This window comes from Salinicola sp. NYA28a (assembly GCF_976982775.1).
Genome location: NZ_OZ334582.1, coordinates 1,526,034 through 1,540,830, shown reverse-complemented (window position 1 = coordinate 1,540,830; position 14,797 = coordinate 1,526,034). Strand labels below are relative to the sequence as shown.

Sequence of the window (14,797 nt, the reverse complement as noted above, 5' to 3'; positions counted from 1 at the left end):
ATCATCGACTCCTCGTCTGAAATCAATTGGCCATGTTCGACACGAACTGCTGGATGAGTTCCTCCAGCACCAGCGCCTGCTGGGTGTCGTGGATGACATCACCGTCATGCAGCATCTCCGGCGCCCCGCCCACGGTCAGGCCGATGTACTGCTCGCCCAGCAGGCCGGAGGTCAGAATGGCCGCGGTGGTGTCATTGGAAAGCTTGCCTTCGTATTCCGAATCCAGCTCCATGGTGACCTTGGCATCGAACCACTTGGGGTCGAGCTGGATATTGGTCACCTTGCCGACGCGCACACCGGACATAGTGACCTTGGATTGCGGCCGCAACCCGCCAATGTTGGCGAAATTGGCCGTCAGCGTGAAGGTGTCGTTGGGCACGCCAACGCCCAGACCGCTGACCCTGAGCCCGAGGAACACCAGCCCCAGAATGCCTGCCAGCATGAAAATGCCGACGCCCAGTTCCAACAAGTTGTTGCGCTTCATCCGAGGTCTCCAAACATCAGCGCGGTGAGCACGAAATCGAGGCCCAATACCGCCAGCGAGGCGTATACCACCGTGCGGGTGGTCGCGCGCGAAATACCTTCCGAGGTGGGAATCAGGTCATAGCCCTGGAAGACCGCGATCCAGGTCACGACCAGCCCGAACACCAAGCTCTTGATCATGCCGTTGAGCACATCGTCGACGAAGTCGACGCTGTCCTGCATGTTGCTCCAGTAGGAGCCCTCGTAGACGCCGAGCCAGTCGACGCCGACCAGATACCCGCCCCAGATGCCGACCACGGCGAACATCACCGTCAGAATGGGCAACGAGACGAAACCGGCCCAGAGTCGAGGCGCCACGATGCGACGCAGCGGATCGACGCCGATCATCTCCATGCTGGTGAGCTGCTCGGTGGCTTTCATCAGGCCGATTTCGGCGGTCAGCGCCGATCCCGCACGGCCGGCGAACAGCAGCGCGGCGACCACGGGAGCCAGCTCACGAACCAACGACAACGCCACCATCTGCCCCAGCGCCTCGTCGGCGCCAAAGCCGACCAGGATGGTAAAGCCCTGTAGCGCCAGCACCATGCCGATGAACAGCCCCGACACCAGCACGATCGCCCCCGACATCACGCCGACAAAGTGCATCTGTCGGACCCAAAGATGAAAGCCCTCGCGAGACGGCAGGCAAACGATCGACTGGATCAGAAACAGCCCGGCCCGGCCGATCGAACTCACGATATCGAGCGTCGCCCGCCCAAGCGCATGGATATGTCGCATCATGAGAACTGCCCCGCCGGCGCCAGGATGTCGTCGAAGAAATCCGGTGCCGGGTAATGGAACGGCACCGGGCCGTCGGGTTCGCCATGCACGAACTGTTTCACATGGGCGTCATCATTGACGTCCAGCGTCTGCGGAGTGCCGTGCGCCATGACCTTGCCATCGGCGATGATGTAGACGTAGTCCGCGATCGACAGCGTCTCCTTGATGTCATGGGAGACCATCACGGCGGTCAGCCCAAGCGCCTGGTTGACCTTCTTGATCAACTGCACCAATACCCCCATCGAAATCGGATCCTGGCCGACGAAAGGTTCGTCGTAGAGCACCAGATCCGGATCCAGCGCCACCGCGCGAGCCAGCGCCACCCGTCGAGCCATGCCGCCGGACAGTTCGGATGGCATCAGGTGGCGTGCGCCACGCAACCCGACCGCCTGAAGCTTCATCAGCACGATGTCACGCACCATGGCGTTCGGCAGCTCGGTATGTACACTCAGCGGAAACGCGACGTTCTCGAACACGTCGAGGTCCGAAAACAGTGCGCCGCTCTGAAACAGCATGCCCATGCGACGGCGCAGCTTGAAAAGCGAACGCCGCGATAGCTGGTGTACGTCCTGGCCGTCGATCAGAACCTGCCCCCTGTCCGGCACCAGCTGACCACCGATCAACTTCAGCAGTGTCGTCTTGCCGGTTCCGCTGGGCCCCATGATGGCAGTTATCTTGCCAAGCGGAATCTGCAAGTCGACACCACGGAAGATATCCGTGTTGCCGCGGGAAAAATGCAGATCCTTGACCTCGACCATAATCGGATCATCCATGCAGCATCCACCAATCCAGTGAGATCAATTATCGAACATTGTATCTTAACCTAGATGGTACCGACCAGCCGTCACTGATCAGCCGTCACGCCTGCTATCCTGCAAAGGGACGAATCGCCGGACGATCGAAGGTATACTCTTGCGTATCGCGCCGCGCCGAAATCGCCCAGCGCCCACCATTCCACGACCGACATTCATGCCATGACCGATCCCCGAGTCGCTTCCGCCGTGCCTCAGAGTGAACCCGCTACGCTAGACTTCCGCGCCAGCGCCAGACGCACGCTGACGCTGGAACAGCAGGCCATTGGTGAGCTCGTCGAGAAACTCGACGACTGTTTCGACGCTGCCTGCAGACTGCTGCTCGACTGTCGTGGCCGCCTCATCGTGACCGGCATGGGGAAATCCGGCCATGTCGCCCGCAAAATGGCAGCCACCCTGGCCAGCACCGGCTCGCCGGCCTTCTACGTGCACCCCGGCGAAGCCAGCCACGGCGACCTCGGCATGATCACCGGGGACGACGTGGTCATCGCCTTGTCCAATTCGGGCGAAACCCAGGAAATCACCGGTCTGCTCCCGCTGTTCAAGCGCCTCGGCGCGCCGCTCGTCAGCCTGACCGGCCGGCCCGCATCCACTCTGGCACGGTACAGCAATGTACACATCGATGTCGGCGTCTCTCGCGAAGCCTGTCCGCACGATCTCGCGCCGACCTCTTCCACCACCGCCGCACTGGCGATGGGCGACGCGCTGGCGCTGGCGCTGCTCGAGGCGCGCGGTTTCAGCGCCGACGATTTCGCCCTGTCGCATCCGGGCGGCACGCTCGGCAAACGCCTGCTGCTGCGCGTCGCCGACCTCATGCACGAGGGCAGCCGGCTCCCCAGCGTCCCGACCGGCAGCCCGTTGCGAGAGGCGCTGCTGGAGATGACGCTCAAGGGCATGGGGTTCACCTGCGTCGTCGATGAACACGGCCTGCTGGTCGGTGTCTATACCGACGGCGATCTGCGCCGAACGCTCGACCAGCGTGGCGATTTCAGCCTGCTTCGTGTCGATGACGTCATGACTCGGGGTGGCAAGACGGCAACGCCGGACATGTTGGCCGCCGAAGCGGTACGGATCATGGAGGACAACCGGATCACCGCACTGGCCGTGGTCGAAGATGGCGTCCCCGTGGGGGCGCTGCACATGCATGATCTGCTGAGAAGCGGGGTCATCTGACCTGCCATCGAGGCCATACCTCGATGGCATCGTTGCAATGAAGCGGTCCGTCGTGTCCAGCACCAAGGCAACGACGCGGTTCGAGCCGCCAGAGCCCATATTCATCAACGCCAGTTCGATCAAGGCTTTCGTTTAAGACAAGGAGCAACCGTGGCCAAGACAGCCGGATTTCAGTCACCCTGGTGGAGGCGCCTCGGCCTGTTGGCACTACTGCTGATTCTGGGTGGCGGGCTGACCTATCTGGATCAGCGTGGAGAAAACCAGCAGGAGTCCGCAACCAGCAACATGACTGGCGAGCCCGACTACTACCTCGAAGAGGCCAGCATGACGCGCTTCGATGCTCAGGGGCGCGCCTATCAACGCCTGGATACGCCGCGGCTGGTACACACGCCCGCCGACGATGTCATTCGTACCGAGACACCCCACGGCTACCTCATCGACGACGAGCAGCGCCAGTGGCAGGTGACCAGCGACACGGGGGTAATGGATCGCAGCGGCGAGCAGTTGACCCTGGAGGGCAATGCGCGCCTGATACAACCGGAGCAGGCGTGGAGCCTGGAAACGCAGACACTGCATTACGATAATCGCGAAGCCCATGCCTGGAGTGACACACCCGCCGTGTTGCGTCAGCATGACCAGCGCATGCGTGGTGATCACTTCGATGCCTGGATCAACGAAGACCGTATGCGCCTGACCGACAACGTGCAGGGGCACCTGCCACAGCAACCCCAATCACAGCAATCCCAGTCACAGCAATCTGAGGATCAAGGATCATGAGGCGAGAACTCGGCCAACTCCTGGTGCTTACCGCACTGGGCTTCACCAGCCTTCCGACCATGGCACTGGAAAGCGATGCCAGCTCGCCGATCGAGATCGCCGCCGATCAGTTCGAGCTCGACGACCGCCAGGGCACTGCCGTCTACACCGGCAATGTCGACATGCAACAAGGCAGCATGAAACTGAAGGCTGCACGCGTCGACATCCAGCGGGGTAACAACGGCGAGGTCAACCAGGTCACCGCCAAAGGTGGGGGCGGAGAGCGCGCCTACCTCGAACAGAAACCGGCGCCCGACGAAGAGATCGTCAAGGGCTGGGGCGACACCGTCGTCTATCACGCCGCCGAGCGCCGCGTGGAACTGGTCGGCAACGCCGAGCTGCATCAGGCCGGCGATACCTTCGATGGCGCCTACGTCGAATACTATCTCGACTCGCGCCGCGTCCAGGCTCGTTCCAGCCAGGACGGCGACGGCAGTGGCGACGGTCGCGTTCGCATGACACTTACGCCGCGCAACGCTTCCGAACAGTCGTCCCAATAGTCATTCCAGTCATGATTCCAGAGAAGATTCGGGCTCTGCTCCCGACCACGCTCACCGGGCCTGAATCGCTCTGCGCCGCGTCGCCACAAGGATCGCATCCATGAAAACGCTAACGGCCGCCAATCTGGCCAAGAGCTACAAGGGACGTCGCGTCGTCCACGATTTCAGTCTGACCCTGCGCCAGGGCAGCATCGTCGGCCTGCTCGGCCCCAACGGCGCAGGCAAGACCACTTCCTTCTACATGATCGTCGGCCTGGTCAAGTCCGATGCCGGCAGCGTTCATATCGACGACCACGACCTCAGCCGTGCGCCGATGCATGACCGGGCGCGAGCCGGGATCGGTTATCTGCCGCAGGAAGCCTCGATCTTTCGCAAACTGAGTGTCGCCAACAACATCATGGCCATTCTCGAGACGCGCAAGGATCTGGACCGCGCCGGACGACGCGAACAGCTTGAGCGGCTGCTCGCCGATTTTCACGTCGACCATATTCGCGACAACCTCGGCATGAGCCTGTCCGGCGGCGAACGCCGGCGCGTCGAGATCGCACGCGCGCTGGCCACGGAGCCGGCCTTCGTCCTGCTCGACGAGCCCTTCGCCGGCGTCGACCCGATCTCGGTCGGCGATATCAAGAGCATCATCCGCCAGCTCCGCGATCGGGAGATCGGCGTTCTCATCACCGATCACAACGTGCGCGAAACGCTGGACATCTGCGACAACGCCTACATCGTCGGCGACGGGCAGATCATTGCCGAGGGCCGCCCCGAAGCCATTCTCGACAACCAGCGCGTTCGCGACGTCTATCTTGGTCACGAATTCCGGTTATAATCCGATTTCCCGCCCCCACCGTGTTTCTTTCCGGCGGCCAGCCTTGCCTGAGCCGCCTTGAGTGGCATGTTTCTTGCATAAATCGTTGCATGTCGTCAGATCAATCAGTAACGTGGCTATTCCCTCGTTGATTATGACGACCGTTTCGCCATGTCCATGAAGCCTTCGCTGCAACTCAGAGTCGGCACGCAGTTGACCATGACGCCTCAGCTCCAACAGGCGATTCAACTGCTGCAGCTGTCGACGCTCGACCTGTGCCAGGAGATTCAACAAGCGCTCGAATCCAACCCGATGCTGGAGCTGGAAGAGCAGTATTCGGAGCAGGAGACCCCGGAAGCGCCGGAAGACGACTGGCCCAGCGACATTCCCGAAGAGCTGGCGCTCGACAGCGACTGGAGCGACACCTACCAGGACGCCACCGCCGGATCGCTCGGCAGCAGCAGTGGCAGCGAAGAGGCGCCGGATTTCGATCGCAACGCCGCTGTCACCAGCCTGCACGATCATCTGCTGTGGCAGATGGCGATGGGCGATTTCGACGACCGCGAGCGCGAGCTGGGCGAATGCCTGATCGATGCGATCAATGACGACGGCTACTTCACCGGCTCGCTCGACGAACTGGCCCTCAGCCTCCGTGCCCAACGCAGCGACCGCGTGACCACGGCGGATCTCGAACGCGTGCTGATGCGCCTGCAGCAGTTCGACCCCACGGGCGTCGGCGCCCGCGACCTGCGCGAATGCCTGCTGCTCCAGCTCGGCACGCTGGACCCGGACACCCCGCTGCTGCCACAAGCCAAACGTCTGGTACGCCAGTTTCTCGAGGCCCTGGCCGGCGATGATCGTCGACTGCTCAAGCGCCGGCTGCGGCTCGAGGACGACGAACTCGACAGCGTCATCGCGATGATCCGCATGCTCGAACCACGCCCCGGGCAACGCTTCGATACCAGCCGCGACGACTACGTGATTCCCGACCTCGTCGCCACGCCCTCTCCCGACGGCTGGCGCATCGAGCTCAACGCCGAGGCGCTGCCACGTCTGCGCATCCAGCCCGACTACGCCGCCCTGATCAAGCGCGCCGACAAGAGTGACGACAACACCTTCCTGCGCCAGCATCTGCAGGAGGCCCGCTGGCTGCTCAAGAGTCTTTCGAGCCGCAACGACACGCTGCTGCGTGTCGGCAGGGAGATCATGTCGCGCCAAGTCGATTTCCTCGAGCGCGGCGAAGAGGCCATGAAGCCGCTGATCCTGGCCGATATCGCCGGCAGCGTCGACATGCACGAGTCGACGATTTCCCGTGTCACGACACAGAAGTACATCCACACGCCTCGCGGCGTGTTCGAGCTCAAGTACTTCTTCTCGAGCCAGGTCGGCGGTCAACGCGGGGAAGGTGACAGCTATTCGAGCACCGCGATTCGCGCCCGGATCAAGAAGTTCATCGGCGAAGAGCCCCCCAGAAAGCCGCTCTCGGACAGCAAATTGGTCGAATTGCTCGCCCAGTCCGATATCTGCGTTGCCAGGCGTACCGTGGCCAAATACCGGGAAGCCATGGGCATTCCTTCATCCAGTGAGCGCAAGCGCCTTTCCTAACGGTGCGGCTGCACGAGGCAAAATCAATCCAGGGCTCGCCAAACCGGGCGATATCGATCACGATGCCTTTGCAGTGACCTGAAAAGGGTTACAATCAAAAGTGCCATCTGCCGCAACAGGAGTGTGTCATGCAAGTGAACGTTACCGGCCACCATGTCGAGCTGACCGATGCCCTCCGGGACTACGTCGGAGAAAAACTCGTTCGTTTGGAGCGTCACTACGACAACATCACCAATGTTCAGGTCACCCTGAGTGTCGAGAAGGAGCGCCAACAGGCAGCCTGTACCCTGCATGCCGCAGGCGGCGATCTACACGCCGAAGCCAGCGATACCGACATGTATGCCGCCATCGATTCACTGGCCGACAAACTCGACCGCCAACTGGTCAAACACAAAGAGAAGGCACAAGCCCGCGCCCAAGGCGCCGGCGCCCGTTAACGCCTGATGATGACACTGGAAAGCATTCTGCCCCCCGAACGCATCCTCTACGGGGTCACGGGGGGCAGTAAAAAACGTCTGCTGGAATTCTTCAGCACCTTCATCGCCCAAAACACACCCAGCCTGGATAGCCAGGAAGTCTTCAGCCGTCTGATCGGACGTGAGCGACTGGGCAGCACGGGGATCGGCAACGGCGTTGCCATCCCTCACGCGCGCAGCCCTCACTGCAAGGGGCCGATCGCGGGATTCATGCGCCTGAAGGACGCCATCGACTTCGACGCGATCGACGGTGAACCGGTGGATCTGGTATTCGTGCTGCTGGTACCGGAAGAAGCGGACGATACCCACCTTTCGCTACTGGCCGAGGTCGCCGGCGTCATGAATCAGGGCAGCGTCAGACAGCAGTTGCGTCACGCGGAGACTCAGCAGGCGCTGCACGACGCGCTGATCGATGCCATTCGTCATCATCAACCCAACGACGACGACTGAACCAGGACACACTAGGCATGCAACTCGTCATCATCAGCGGCCGCTCCGGCTCGGGAAAATCGATCGCCCTGCAGGCGCTGGAAGATCTGGGCTACTACGCCATCGACAACCTCCCGGCCAATCTGCTGGCACCGCTGATCGACGAACTGCGCAGCGCTCCGCCCACGCGCCCCAACGTGGCGGTCAGCATCGATGCACGCAACCTGCCGGAATCGCTCGAACGCTTCCCGGTCCTGCTGAATGCGGTGCGAGAGCGCAGGATCGACACGCAGGTCGTCTATCTCACCGCCGACGCCAAGATTCTGCTGGAGCGCTACTCGGCCACCCGCAGGCGTCATCCGCTGACACGCGGCAACGACATGACGCTGGCCGAGGCGATCGATCACGAGCAGGAATATCTCGCACCGATTCGCCGCATGGCCGACCTGGTGATCGATACCCAGGGGCTTTCGGTACACGAACTGCGGGCGCGGATCGGGGAACAGGTCGCCAAGCACACCGGCGGCCGTCTGACGTTGACCTTCGAGTCCTTTGGCTTCAAACGCGGCGTGCCGCTGGACGCCGACATGGTCTTCGACGCGCGCTGCCTGCCCAATCCGTTCTGGGACCCCGGCCTGCGCGCCTATGACGGCCGCGATGCCCAGATCGTCGAGTTTCTGGAATCCTACCCCGACGTCCACGCCATGGCGGGCGATATCCACGCCTGGCTGACTCGCTGGCTGCCCGCCTACCTGGCCAGCCATCGTAGCTACCTGACGGTGGCGATCGGCTGCACCGGCGGCCAGCACCGCTCGGTCTACCTGATCGAACGCCTGGCTCGCCACTTCCATCATGAATCCACCGACATTCGACTTCGCCATCGCGAACTCGGTATTCAGACCGCGCTCCCGCAGGATTCGGAACCGCGCGAGCCGGCGCCGCAGGATGCACCAACAAAAGACGCAGGATCACTCAAGCGCGATGCCGACACGTGAACTTCGCCTGACCAATCGTCGTGGGCTGCACGCCCGCGCCGCCACCAAACTGGTCCAATGCTGCCAACCCTTCGACGTCCGTGTGGCGATTCAACACCGTGAGCGGCAGGCCGATGCCGCCAATATCATGTCTCTGCTGATGCTAGCCGCGCCTTGCGGCACCGAGTTGACCGTGACTACCGAGGGCGACGATGCAGACGCCGCCATGGACGCGATCGCCGAACTTTTCGAAGCGCGTTTCCACGAAGACGAGTAGCTCCCACTCTCTTCACACCGTTCGTGAACAGCGTTTTCCATCCTCGTCATTTTGCTCGACGATGGTAGAATGCTCATCCCGCCAGTCGTTCAAGGATGACCGTTCAGGATGAGCAACAATCCCGAAAAGCTGCAGCCACGGCTGGCCAAGCTCAACGAAGCTCTCGAAAGCGGCGCACTGGATCAGGCGCGGCGCATGCTCAATCGCGGCCTGGCGCCGGTGGATGTCGCCCACCTGCTCGAGTCCAGCCCACCCAAGGAGCGCGAGATTCTCTGGGGCCTGCTGGACCCCGAGCTGCATGGCGACGTGCTGCAGTATCTGGGCGATGACGTCCAGATCGAATTCCTCAACCGCATGGATGCCGAGCAGCTGTTGACGGCGACCGAGGGTCTCGATGTCGACGACCTCGCCGACCTGCTGCAGCAGTTGCCCAATACCGTCATCCAGGAAGTCCTCCAGTCGATGGAGGCGCAGGAACGCCAGCGGGTCGAAGCGGTCCTCTCCTACCCGGAGGATACCGCCGGCGGCCTGATGAACCCGGACGCGATCACCATCCGCCCGGATATCACTCTGGATGTCGTCCTGCGCTACCTGCGCCGCCACGAGCGCCTGCCGGATGCCACCGACACCCTGCTGGTCGTCACGCGTCGTGACGAGCTGATCGGCATCCTGTCGCTCAACCGCCTGCTGGTCTCGGATGTCTCGGTGCTGGTGCGCGAGGTCATGGAGACCGACTTCCACTCCATTCAGGCCACCGCCTCGGACAGCGACGTCGCGACGCTGTTCCAGAAGCATGACCTGATCTCGGCGCCGGTAGTCGGCATCGACGGCAAACTGCTCGGCCGCATCACCATCGACGACGTGGTCGACGTCATCCGCGAGGATGCCGAGCATCAGGTCATGAGCATGGCCGGTCTCGACGAGGACGAAGACACCTTCGCCCCGGCGCTGCGAACGAGCCGTCGCCGGGCATTCTGGCTCGGTATCAATCTGATCGCGGCAACGATCGTCTCTATCGCCATCGGGTTCTTCGAGGACACCATTCAGCAGATCGCGGCTCTCGCGGTGCTGATGCCGATCGTCTCCAGCATGGGCGGCATCGCCGGCTCGCAAACGCTGACCGTGCTGATTCGCGGCATCGCGCTGGGCCACGTTTCCGGCGCCAACGTGCGATGGCTATTGATCCGCGAACTGCTCGTCGGCATGACCAACGGTCTGATCTGGGCCGTGGTGGTGGGCACCATGTCGGTCTTCCGCTTCGACGACATCCGGCTGGGGCAGATCATCGCCATGGCGATGGTCATCAACCTGACCGTCGCCACGATGGCCGGCACCCTGATTCCGGTACTGCTCAAGAAGTTCAAGATCGACCCGGCGCTGTCCGGCGGCGTGCTGCTGACGACCATTACCGACGTGGTCGGCTTCGTCGCTTTCCTGGGTCTGGCGACTGCCTTTTATCTGTAACGACCCGGCAGGCCCGACCACCGAACGCCAGGGCGGGCCACGACGCCGGGTGATGCCAACGAGGAGCAGCGGATGAACTTTCATACCCGCAAATGGATCAAGCCCGAGGATCTCAATCCCAACGGTTCACTGTTCGGTGGAAGCCTGCTGCGCTGGATCGACGAGGAAGCGGCGATCTACGCCATCATTCAGTTGGGTAACGCCCAGGTCGTGACGAAGTACATCTCCGAGATCAACTTCGTCTCTAGCGCCCGTCAGGGGGACATCATCGAGCTCGGCATTACGGCCACGCACTTCGGCACCACCTCGATCACGCTGGAATGCCACGTGCGTAACAAGATCACCCGCAAGAGTATCCTGACGATCGACAGAATGGTCTTCGTGAATCTCGGCGACGACGGGACCCCCGCGCCCCACGGCCGCACCGAGATTACCTATATCAAGGACCGCTTCGAGGGCTGAAGCCGTAAGCCGTAAGCCGTAAGCCGTAAGCCGTAAGCCGTAAGCCGTAAGCCGGGATGCAACCATTTACCTGCATAACCAATCGGCTTACGGTTTTACTTACAGCTTAAAGCTCACAGCTCCGGGCGAAGCCCGGGCAACTACTGCCCCGCAATCGTCATCGAATCGAGCAGCCAGCTGCCGGTCTGGATGCTGCCGCGTCGGTCGATGTCATCGCCGATTCCCCGCAGGCCGGCAAACATGTCGCGCAGGTTGCCCGCCACGGTGAACTCTTCGACCGGATGGGATATCTGGCCATTCTCGATCCAGAAGCCCGCAGCGCCCCGCGAGTAGTCCCCGGTCACCGGATTGAGCCCCTGGCCCATCATTTCGGTCACCATGATGCCCGTTCCCATCTGCTGCATCAGGTCCTCCAGCGAGGTCGTCGGCGCCTGAATGCGCACGTTGCGCGCGCCACCGGCGTTGCCGGTGGTCTGCAGTCCCAGTCGCCGAGCGCTATAGGCGGCCAGCATGTAGCTCGCCAGCTTGCCTCGATCGATGAAGACATTGTCGCGCGTGGCCACGCCGTCGCCATCGAACGCGGCGCTCGCCATGCCACCGATCTCGCGCGGATATTCGCCCAGCGAGAACCACTCGGGAAACAGCGTCTCGCCCAGCTGGTCACAGAGGAAAGAAGACTCGCGATAGAGCGCTCCGCCGGCAATGCTGTTGAGCAGGTTGCCGACCAATCCGCGAGCCATGTCCGGCGCCAGCAGCACCGGCAATCGGCCGGTCTTCGGGCGCTGACCGCCCAGCCGGCGCAGCGTGCGCTCGGCGGCGCTGATGCCCACCGATTCCGGGCTGGCCAGATTGCTGGCCCGGCGCGCCGTGGTGAAATCATGATCGCGCTGCATGCCATCGCCACTGCCCCCGATCAGCAGGCACGAAAGCGAGTGCCGCGTGCCACGCTTGCTGCCCAGGAAGCCGTGACTGTTGGCGTAGACCGTGACCACCTCGGAAGAAGACAGGCTCGCTCCCTCCGAGTTGGTGATGCCCGCCTGCTCGCGGCCGGCCGTTTCGCAGCGTAACGCCAGCTCGATCGCTTCGTCCGTGCTCAACGCCCAGGGATGATGCAGATCCAGATCCGGCAGATCGGTCGCCATCAGTTCGGCGTCCGCCAGCCCCGACGCCGGGTCCTCGCCGGTATATCGCGCGATCGAAATGGCTTTCTCGACCGCGGCACGAATGGAGGCATCGCCCGCATCCGACGAGGAGGCGTTGCCTTTGCGGTTGCCCACGTACACCGTGACCGCAATGCCTTGATCGCGGGAGAGTTCCACGGTCTCGGTCTCGCCGAGCCGCACGCTCACGCCCAGCCCCTGGTCGACGCTGGCACCCACCTCGCAGGCGTCCGCTCCCAGTCGTTTGGCGAGCTCCAGCGCCATGCCGGCGCGCTCCTCGAGACGCGACTGCTGCGCCTCGGCATTGAAAGCTTGACTCATCTCGGACTCCTGATTCATGAAACTCGGATCGTGGACATTCGGATCACAGCCCGGGGTTGCCGGTAACGCAGGCCATCGAAGCGGCCTTGCGGCCCGGCTTCACACGCATGATGCACCCCATGCGTTGGCGTGCGGGTTCACGCTGATATACTGCGGCCTTCATTCGTCGCTTGGGGTAACAACATGGGCAAGGGTTCGGACAACGACATGGCTTTCGAGGACGACGCGCCTCCCAGCAAGAGCCAGCTCAAACGCGAAATGCAGGAGCTGCAGGCACTGGGCGAGCGCATCATCGCGCTGGACCCGGCCGTGCGCGCTCGACTGCCGCTCTCCGACGACATGCGTGACGCCGTCGAAGAAACCGGACGCATCCGTTCCCACGAAGGCCGCCGTCGCCACATGCAGTACGTCGGCAAGGTCATGCGCAAGGAAGATCGCGAAGCGATCCGAGCCGCCTTCGAGGAGATCGACCAGGAGCATGCCCAGCGCAACGCGGCTTTCCACCGGCTCGAGCAGCTCCGCGATCGATTGATCGACGATGACGAAGCACTGGAGCCGTTCATCGAAGCGCACCCCCAGGTCGACCGCCAGGCACTGCGCCAGCTGATTCGCAACGCTCGCAGCGAGAAGCAGCGTGCCAAGCCGCCCGCCAGTTCGCGCAAGCTGTTCCAGCTGCTCCGCGATACCGTCGGGCTCTGAGCGCCAGCCACGACGACCCGGCACCGGCAAACGGTCGAGTTACGCATCCTCTGCACTCGTGGCCTAGGATGCCGTACCACCGACCGTGATCTCGTCCAGCTTCAGCGTCGGCTGGCCTACGCCAACCGGCACCCCCTGCCCCTCTTTTCCGCAAACCCCGATGCCGCTATCCAGCGCCATGTCGTTGCCGATCATCGAGACATGCGACATGGCCTCAGGACCATTGCCGATCAGCGTGGCGCCCTTGACCGGCGCCGTGATCCTGCCGTCCTCGATCAGATACGCCTCGGAGGCGGAAAACACGAACTTGCCGGACGTGATGTCCACCTGGCCGCCGCCGAAGCTGACCGCATAGATGCCGCGCTTGACGCTCTTGACGATCTCTTCCGGATCGTCCTGGCCCGCCAGCATGTAGGTGTTGGTCATGCGCGGCATGGTGACGTGGGCGTAGGATTCGCGGCGCGCGTTGCCGGTGGGTTTCATGCCCATCAGCCTGGCGTTGAGCTTGTCCTGCATGTAGCCGGTGAGAATGCCATCCTCGATCAGCGGCGTGTACTGACCCGGCGTGCCCTCGTCGTCGATGCTGAGCGACCCGCGGCAGTCGGTGAGCGTGGCGTCGTCGACCACCGTGACGCCCTTGGCGGCGACCCGCTCGCCCAGACGGCCGGCGAAGGAGGAGCTCCCCTTGCGGTTGAAGTCGCCCTCGAGCCCGTGGCCCACCGCTTCATGCAGTAGAATGCCCGGCCAGCCATTGGCCAGCACCACCGGCATCTGGCCCGCGGGCGCGGCCACCGCGTCCAGATTGACCAGCGCCTGACGAACCGCTTCGCGAGCGTACTTGTCGGCCACGTTCTCGTCGCGCAGCCGCTCCATGGAATAACGGCCGCCGCCGCCGGCACTGCCCCGTTCACGCTTGCCGTCCTTCGCCACGATCACGTTGACGTTGAAGCGCACCAGCGGACGGATGTCGGCCGCCAGCGTGCCGTCGCTGGCGCACACCAGCACCACCTCGTGAACACCGGTCAACGACGCGCTGACCTGCGTCACGCTGGGGTCCGCCGCCCGCGCCACGCGATCCGCCTGCTTGAGCATGGCGATCTTGTCCTCGGCACTCAGCCCGCTCAGCGGATCGATGCCCTGATAGCGAGAGGCCGCCGCGGCGACCTGGATCGACTTCGGGGCGCGCCGATCGCCGCTGCGGGCGATGCCGGAAGCCGTGCGCCCGGTATCCAGCAGCGCGTCCTGGCTGATCTGGCTGGAGTAGGCGAATCCGGTCTTCTCGCCGGAGAGCGACCGCACGCCGACGCCGCCATCGATGCTGTAGCTGGCGTCCTTGACCTCCCCATCCTCCAGCACCCACATCTCGTGCCAGGTGCGCTGGAAAAAGAGATCGGCGTAATCGATCCCGACGCCCATGGCGTGGCCGAGGCCGACATTCAACGATTCCACGTCCAGCCCACCCGGGGTCAACAACAGCGTCGACGCCTGCTTCAGGGCATCATCACTCGTTTGTCTCATCGGA

The 14,797-nt window shown here is 63.1% G+C and carries 17 protein-coding genes; 12 read left to right on the top strand and 5 right to left on the bottom strand.

Annotation, left to right across the window (positions count from 1 at the left end; all coding sequences use genetic code 11):
- Positions 1-22 precede the first annotated feature (22 nt).
- From mlaD to ACWHY3_RS06935, 3 genes are read right to left on the bottom strand one after another with little or no spacing between them, the layout of a single operon-like run.
- Positions 23-484, bottom strand: coding sequence for an outer membrane lipid asymmetry maintenance protein MlaD (gene mlaD, locus ACWHY3_RS06945; RefSeq protein WP_087717932.1), 462 nt, complete (start codon positions 482-484; stop codon positions 23-25).
- Positions 481-1,263: a lipid asymmetry maintenance ABC transporter permease subunit MlaE gene (gene mlaE, locus ACWHY3_RS06940; protein ID WP_110635231.1), complete on the bottom strand. Its 783-nt coding sequence runs from the start codon at positions 1,261-1,263 to the stop codon at positions 481-483. The genes mlaD and mlaE overlap by 4 nt, the downstream gene beginning before the upstream one ends.
- Positions 1,260-2,075, bottom strand: coding sequence for an ATP-binding cassette domain-containing protein (locus tag ACWHY3_RS06935; protein ID WP_303853457.1), 816 nt, complete (start codon positions 2,073-2,075; stop codon positions 1,260-1,262). Before ACWHY3_RS06935 ends, mlaE begins: the two co-directional genes overlap by 4 nt.
- Before the next feature lie 201 nt (positions 2,076-2,276).
- On the opposite strand from ACWHY3_RS06935, the gene ACWHY3_RS06930 reads away from it, so the two are divergent.
- The 11 genes from ACWHY3_RS06930 to ACWHY3_RS06880 all read left to right on the top strand — a co-directional run bounded on the left by ACWHY3_RS06930 (position 2,277) and on the right by ACWHY3_RS06880 (position 11,095).
- Positions 2,277-3,287, top strand: coding sequence for a KpsF/GutQ family sugar-phosphate isomerase (locus tag ACWHY3_RS06930; protein ID WP_448127893.1), 1,011 nt, complete (start codon positions 2,277-2,279; stop codon positions 3,285-3,287).
- A gap of 150 nt (positions 3,288-3,437) precedes the next feature.
- Complete coding sequence (gene lptC, locus ACWHY3_RS06925) at positions 3,438-4,064, top strand: LPS export ABC transporter periplasmic protein LptC (RefSeq protein WP_087717935.1); 627 nt, start codon at positions 3,438-3,440, stop codon at positions 4,062-4,064.
- On the top strand, positions 4,061-4,603 hold the full coding sequence (gene lptA / locus ACWHY3_RS06920; protein WP_303853453.1) for a lipopolysaccharide transport periplasmic protein LptA: 543 nt from the start codon (positions 4,061-4,063) through the stop codon (positions 4,601-4,603). Before lptC ends, lptA begins: the two co-directional genes overlap by 4 nt.
- A 100-nt stretch (positions 4,604-4,703) precedes the next feature.
- Positions 4,704-5,429 carry an LPS export ABC transporter ATP-binding protein gene (gene lptB / locus ACWHY3_RS06915; protein ID WP_303853452.1) on the top strand — a complete coding sequence of 242 codons (726 nt, stop codon included), beginning with the start codon at positions 4,704-4,706 and terminating at the stop codon, positions 5,427-5,429.
- A 150-nt stretch (positions 5,430-5,579) separates the two neighbouring features.
- A complete protein-coding gene (locus ACWHY3_RS06910) occupies positions 5,580-7,013 on the top strand; it encodes an RNA polymerase factor sigma-54 (protein WP_303853451.1) in 1,434 nt (477 codons plus the stop codon).
- 128 nt (positions 7,014-7,141) lie between these two features.
- The gene (hpf, locus tag ACWHY3_RS06905; protein WP_071232900.1) at positions 7,142-7,450 is read left to right on the top strand and encodes a ribosome hibernation-promoting factor, HPF/YfiA family; all 309 of its coding nucleotides are present in this window, start codon (positions 7,142-7,144) and stop codon (positions 7,448-7,450) included.
- A 9-nt stretch (positions 7,451-7,459) separates the two neighbouring features.
- The gene (gene ptsN, locus ACWHY3_RS06900; RefSeq protein WP_087718112.1) at positions 7,460-7,939 is read left to right on the top strand and encodes a PTS IIA-like nitrogen regulatory protein PtsN; all 480 of its coding nucleotides are present in this window, start codon (positions 7,460-7,462) and stop codon (positions 7,937-7,939) included.
- A gap of 17 nt (positions 7,940-7,956) precedes the next feature.
- Positions 7,957-8,913, top strand: coding sequence for an RNase adapter RapZ (gene rapZ / locus ACWHY3_RS06895; protein ID WP_087717939.1), 957 nt, complete (start codon positions 7,957-7,959; stop codon positions 8,911-8,913).
- Positions 8,900-9,169, top strand: a complete 270-nt coding sequence (locus ACWHY3_RS06890) for an HPr family phosphocarrier protein (RefSeq protein ID WP_087717940.1) — start codon at positions 8,900-8,902, stop codon at positions 9,167-9,169. The genes rapZ and ACWHY3_RS06890 overlap by 14 nt, the downstream gene beginning before the upstream one ends.
- A gap of 108 nt (positions 9,170-9,277) precedes the next feature.
- On the top strand, positions 9,278-10,633 hold the full coding sequence (mgtE, locus tag ACWHY3_RS06885; protein ID WP_071232903.1) for a magnesium transporter: 1,356 nt from the start codon (positions 9,278-9,280) through the stop codon (positions 10,631-10,633).
- Positions 10,634-10,705: 72 nt separating this feature from the next.
- Positions 10,706-11,095 carry an acyl-CoA thioesterase gene (locus ACWHY3_RS06880; protein ID WP_087717941.1) on the top strand — a complete coding sequence of 130 codons (390 nt, stop codon included), beginning with the start codon at positions 10,706-10,708 and terminating at the stop codon, positions 11,093-11,095.
- Between the two features lie 140 nt (positions 11,096-11,235).
- Here the strand turns inward: ACWHY3_RS06880 and pmbA are convergent, their stop codons facing one another.
- Complete coding sequence (pmbA, locus tag ACWHY3_RS06875; protein ID WP_087718113.1) at positions 11,236-12,576, bottom strand: metalloprotease PmbA; 1,341 nt, start codon at positions 12,574-12,576, stop codon at positions 11,236-11,238.
- A gap of 183 nt (positions 12,577-12,759) precedes the next feature.
- Between pmbA and yjgA the strand changes: the two genes are divergently transcribed.
- Positions 12,760-13,275 carry a ribosome biogenesis factor YjgA gene (gene yjgA / locus ACWHY3_RS06870; protein ID WP_256961046.1) on the top strand — a complete coding sequence of 172 codons (516 nt, stop codon included), beginning with the start codon at positions 12,760-12,762 and terminating at the stop codon, positions 13,273-13,275.
- A gap of 63 nt (positions 13,276-13,338) precedes the next feature.
- Here the strand turns inward: yjgA and tldD are convergent, their stop codons facing one another.
- Entirely contained in the window at positions 13,339-14,793 is a 1,455-nt protein-coding gene (gene tldD, locus ACWHY3_RS06865) for a metalloprotease TldD (protein ID WP_087718115.1), read from the bottom strand.
- Positions 14,794-14,797 lie beyond the last annotated feature (4 nt).

What these genes read in the sequence shown, in the direction of transcription:
- yjgA (WP_256961046.1), top strand. Translation starts at nt 12,760, where the DNA reads ATGGGCAAGGGTTCGGACAACGACATGGCTTTCGAGGACGACGCGCCT.
- ptsN (WP_087718112.1), top strand. Translation starts at nt 7,460, where the DNA reads ATGACACTGGAAAGCATTCTGCCCCCCGAACGCATCCTCTACGGGGTC.
- rapZ (WP_087717939.1), top strand. Translation starts at nt 7,957, where the DNA reads ATGCAACTCGTCATCATCAGCGGCCGCTCCGGCTCGGGAAAATCGATC.
- ACWHY3_RS06935 (WP_303853457.1), bottom strand. Translation starts at nt 2,075, where the DNA reads ATGGATGATCCGATTATGGTCGAGGTCAAGGATCTGCATTTTTCCCGC.
- ACWHY3_RS06910 (WP_303853451.1), top strand. Translation starts at nt 5,580, where the DNA reads ATGTCCATGAAGCCTTCGCTGCAACTCAGAGTCGGCACGCAGTTGACC.
- mlaD (WP_087717932.1), bottom strand. Translation starts at nt 484, where the DNA reads ATGAAGCGCAACAACTTGTTGGAACTGGGCGTCGGCATTTTCATGCTG.
- tldD (WP_087718115.1), bottom strand. Translation starts at nt 14,793, where the DNA reads ATGAGACAAACGAGTGATGATGCCCTGAAGCAGGCGTCGACGCTGTTG.
- mgtE (WP_071232903.1), top strand. Translation starts at nt 9,278, where the DNA reads ATGAGCAACAATCCCGAAAAGCTGCAGCCACGGCTGGCCAAGCTCAAC.
- pmbA (WP_087718113.1), bottom strand. Translation starts at nt 12,576, where the DNA reads ATGAGTCAAGCTTTCAATGCCGAGGCGCAGCAGTCGCGTCTCGAGGAG.
- ACWHY3_RS06890 (WP_087717940.1), top strand. Translation starts at nt 8,900, where the DNA reads ATGCCGACACGTGAACTTCGCCTGACCAATCGTCGTGGGCTGCACGCC.
- lptA (WP_303853453.1), top strand. Translation starts at nt 4,061, where the DNA reads ATGAGGCGAGAACTCGGCCAACTCCTGGTGCTTACCGCACTGGGCTTC.
- lptB (WP_303853452.1), top strand. Translation starts at nt 4,704, where the DNA reads ATGAAAACGCTAACGGCCGCCAATCTGGCCAAGAGCTACAAGGGACGT.
- ACWHY3_RS06930 (WP_448127893.1), top strand. Translation starts at nt 2,277, where the DNA reads ATGACCGATCCCCGAGTCGCTTCCGCCGTGCCTCAGAGTGAACCCGCT.
- hpf (WP_071232900.1), top strand. Translation starts at nt 7,142, where the DNA reads ATGCAAGTGAACGTTACCGGCCACCATGTCGAGCTGACCGATGCCCTC.
- ACWHY3_RS06880 (WP_087717941.1), top strand. Translation starts at nt 10,706, where the DNA reads ATGAACTTTCATACCCGCAAATGGATCAAGCCCGAGGATCTCAATCCC.
- mlaE (WP_110635231.1), bottom strand. Translation starts at nt 1,263, where the DNA reads ATGATGCGACATATCCATGCGCTTGGGCGGGCGACGCTCGATATCGTG.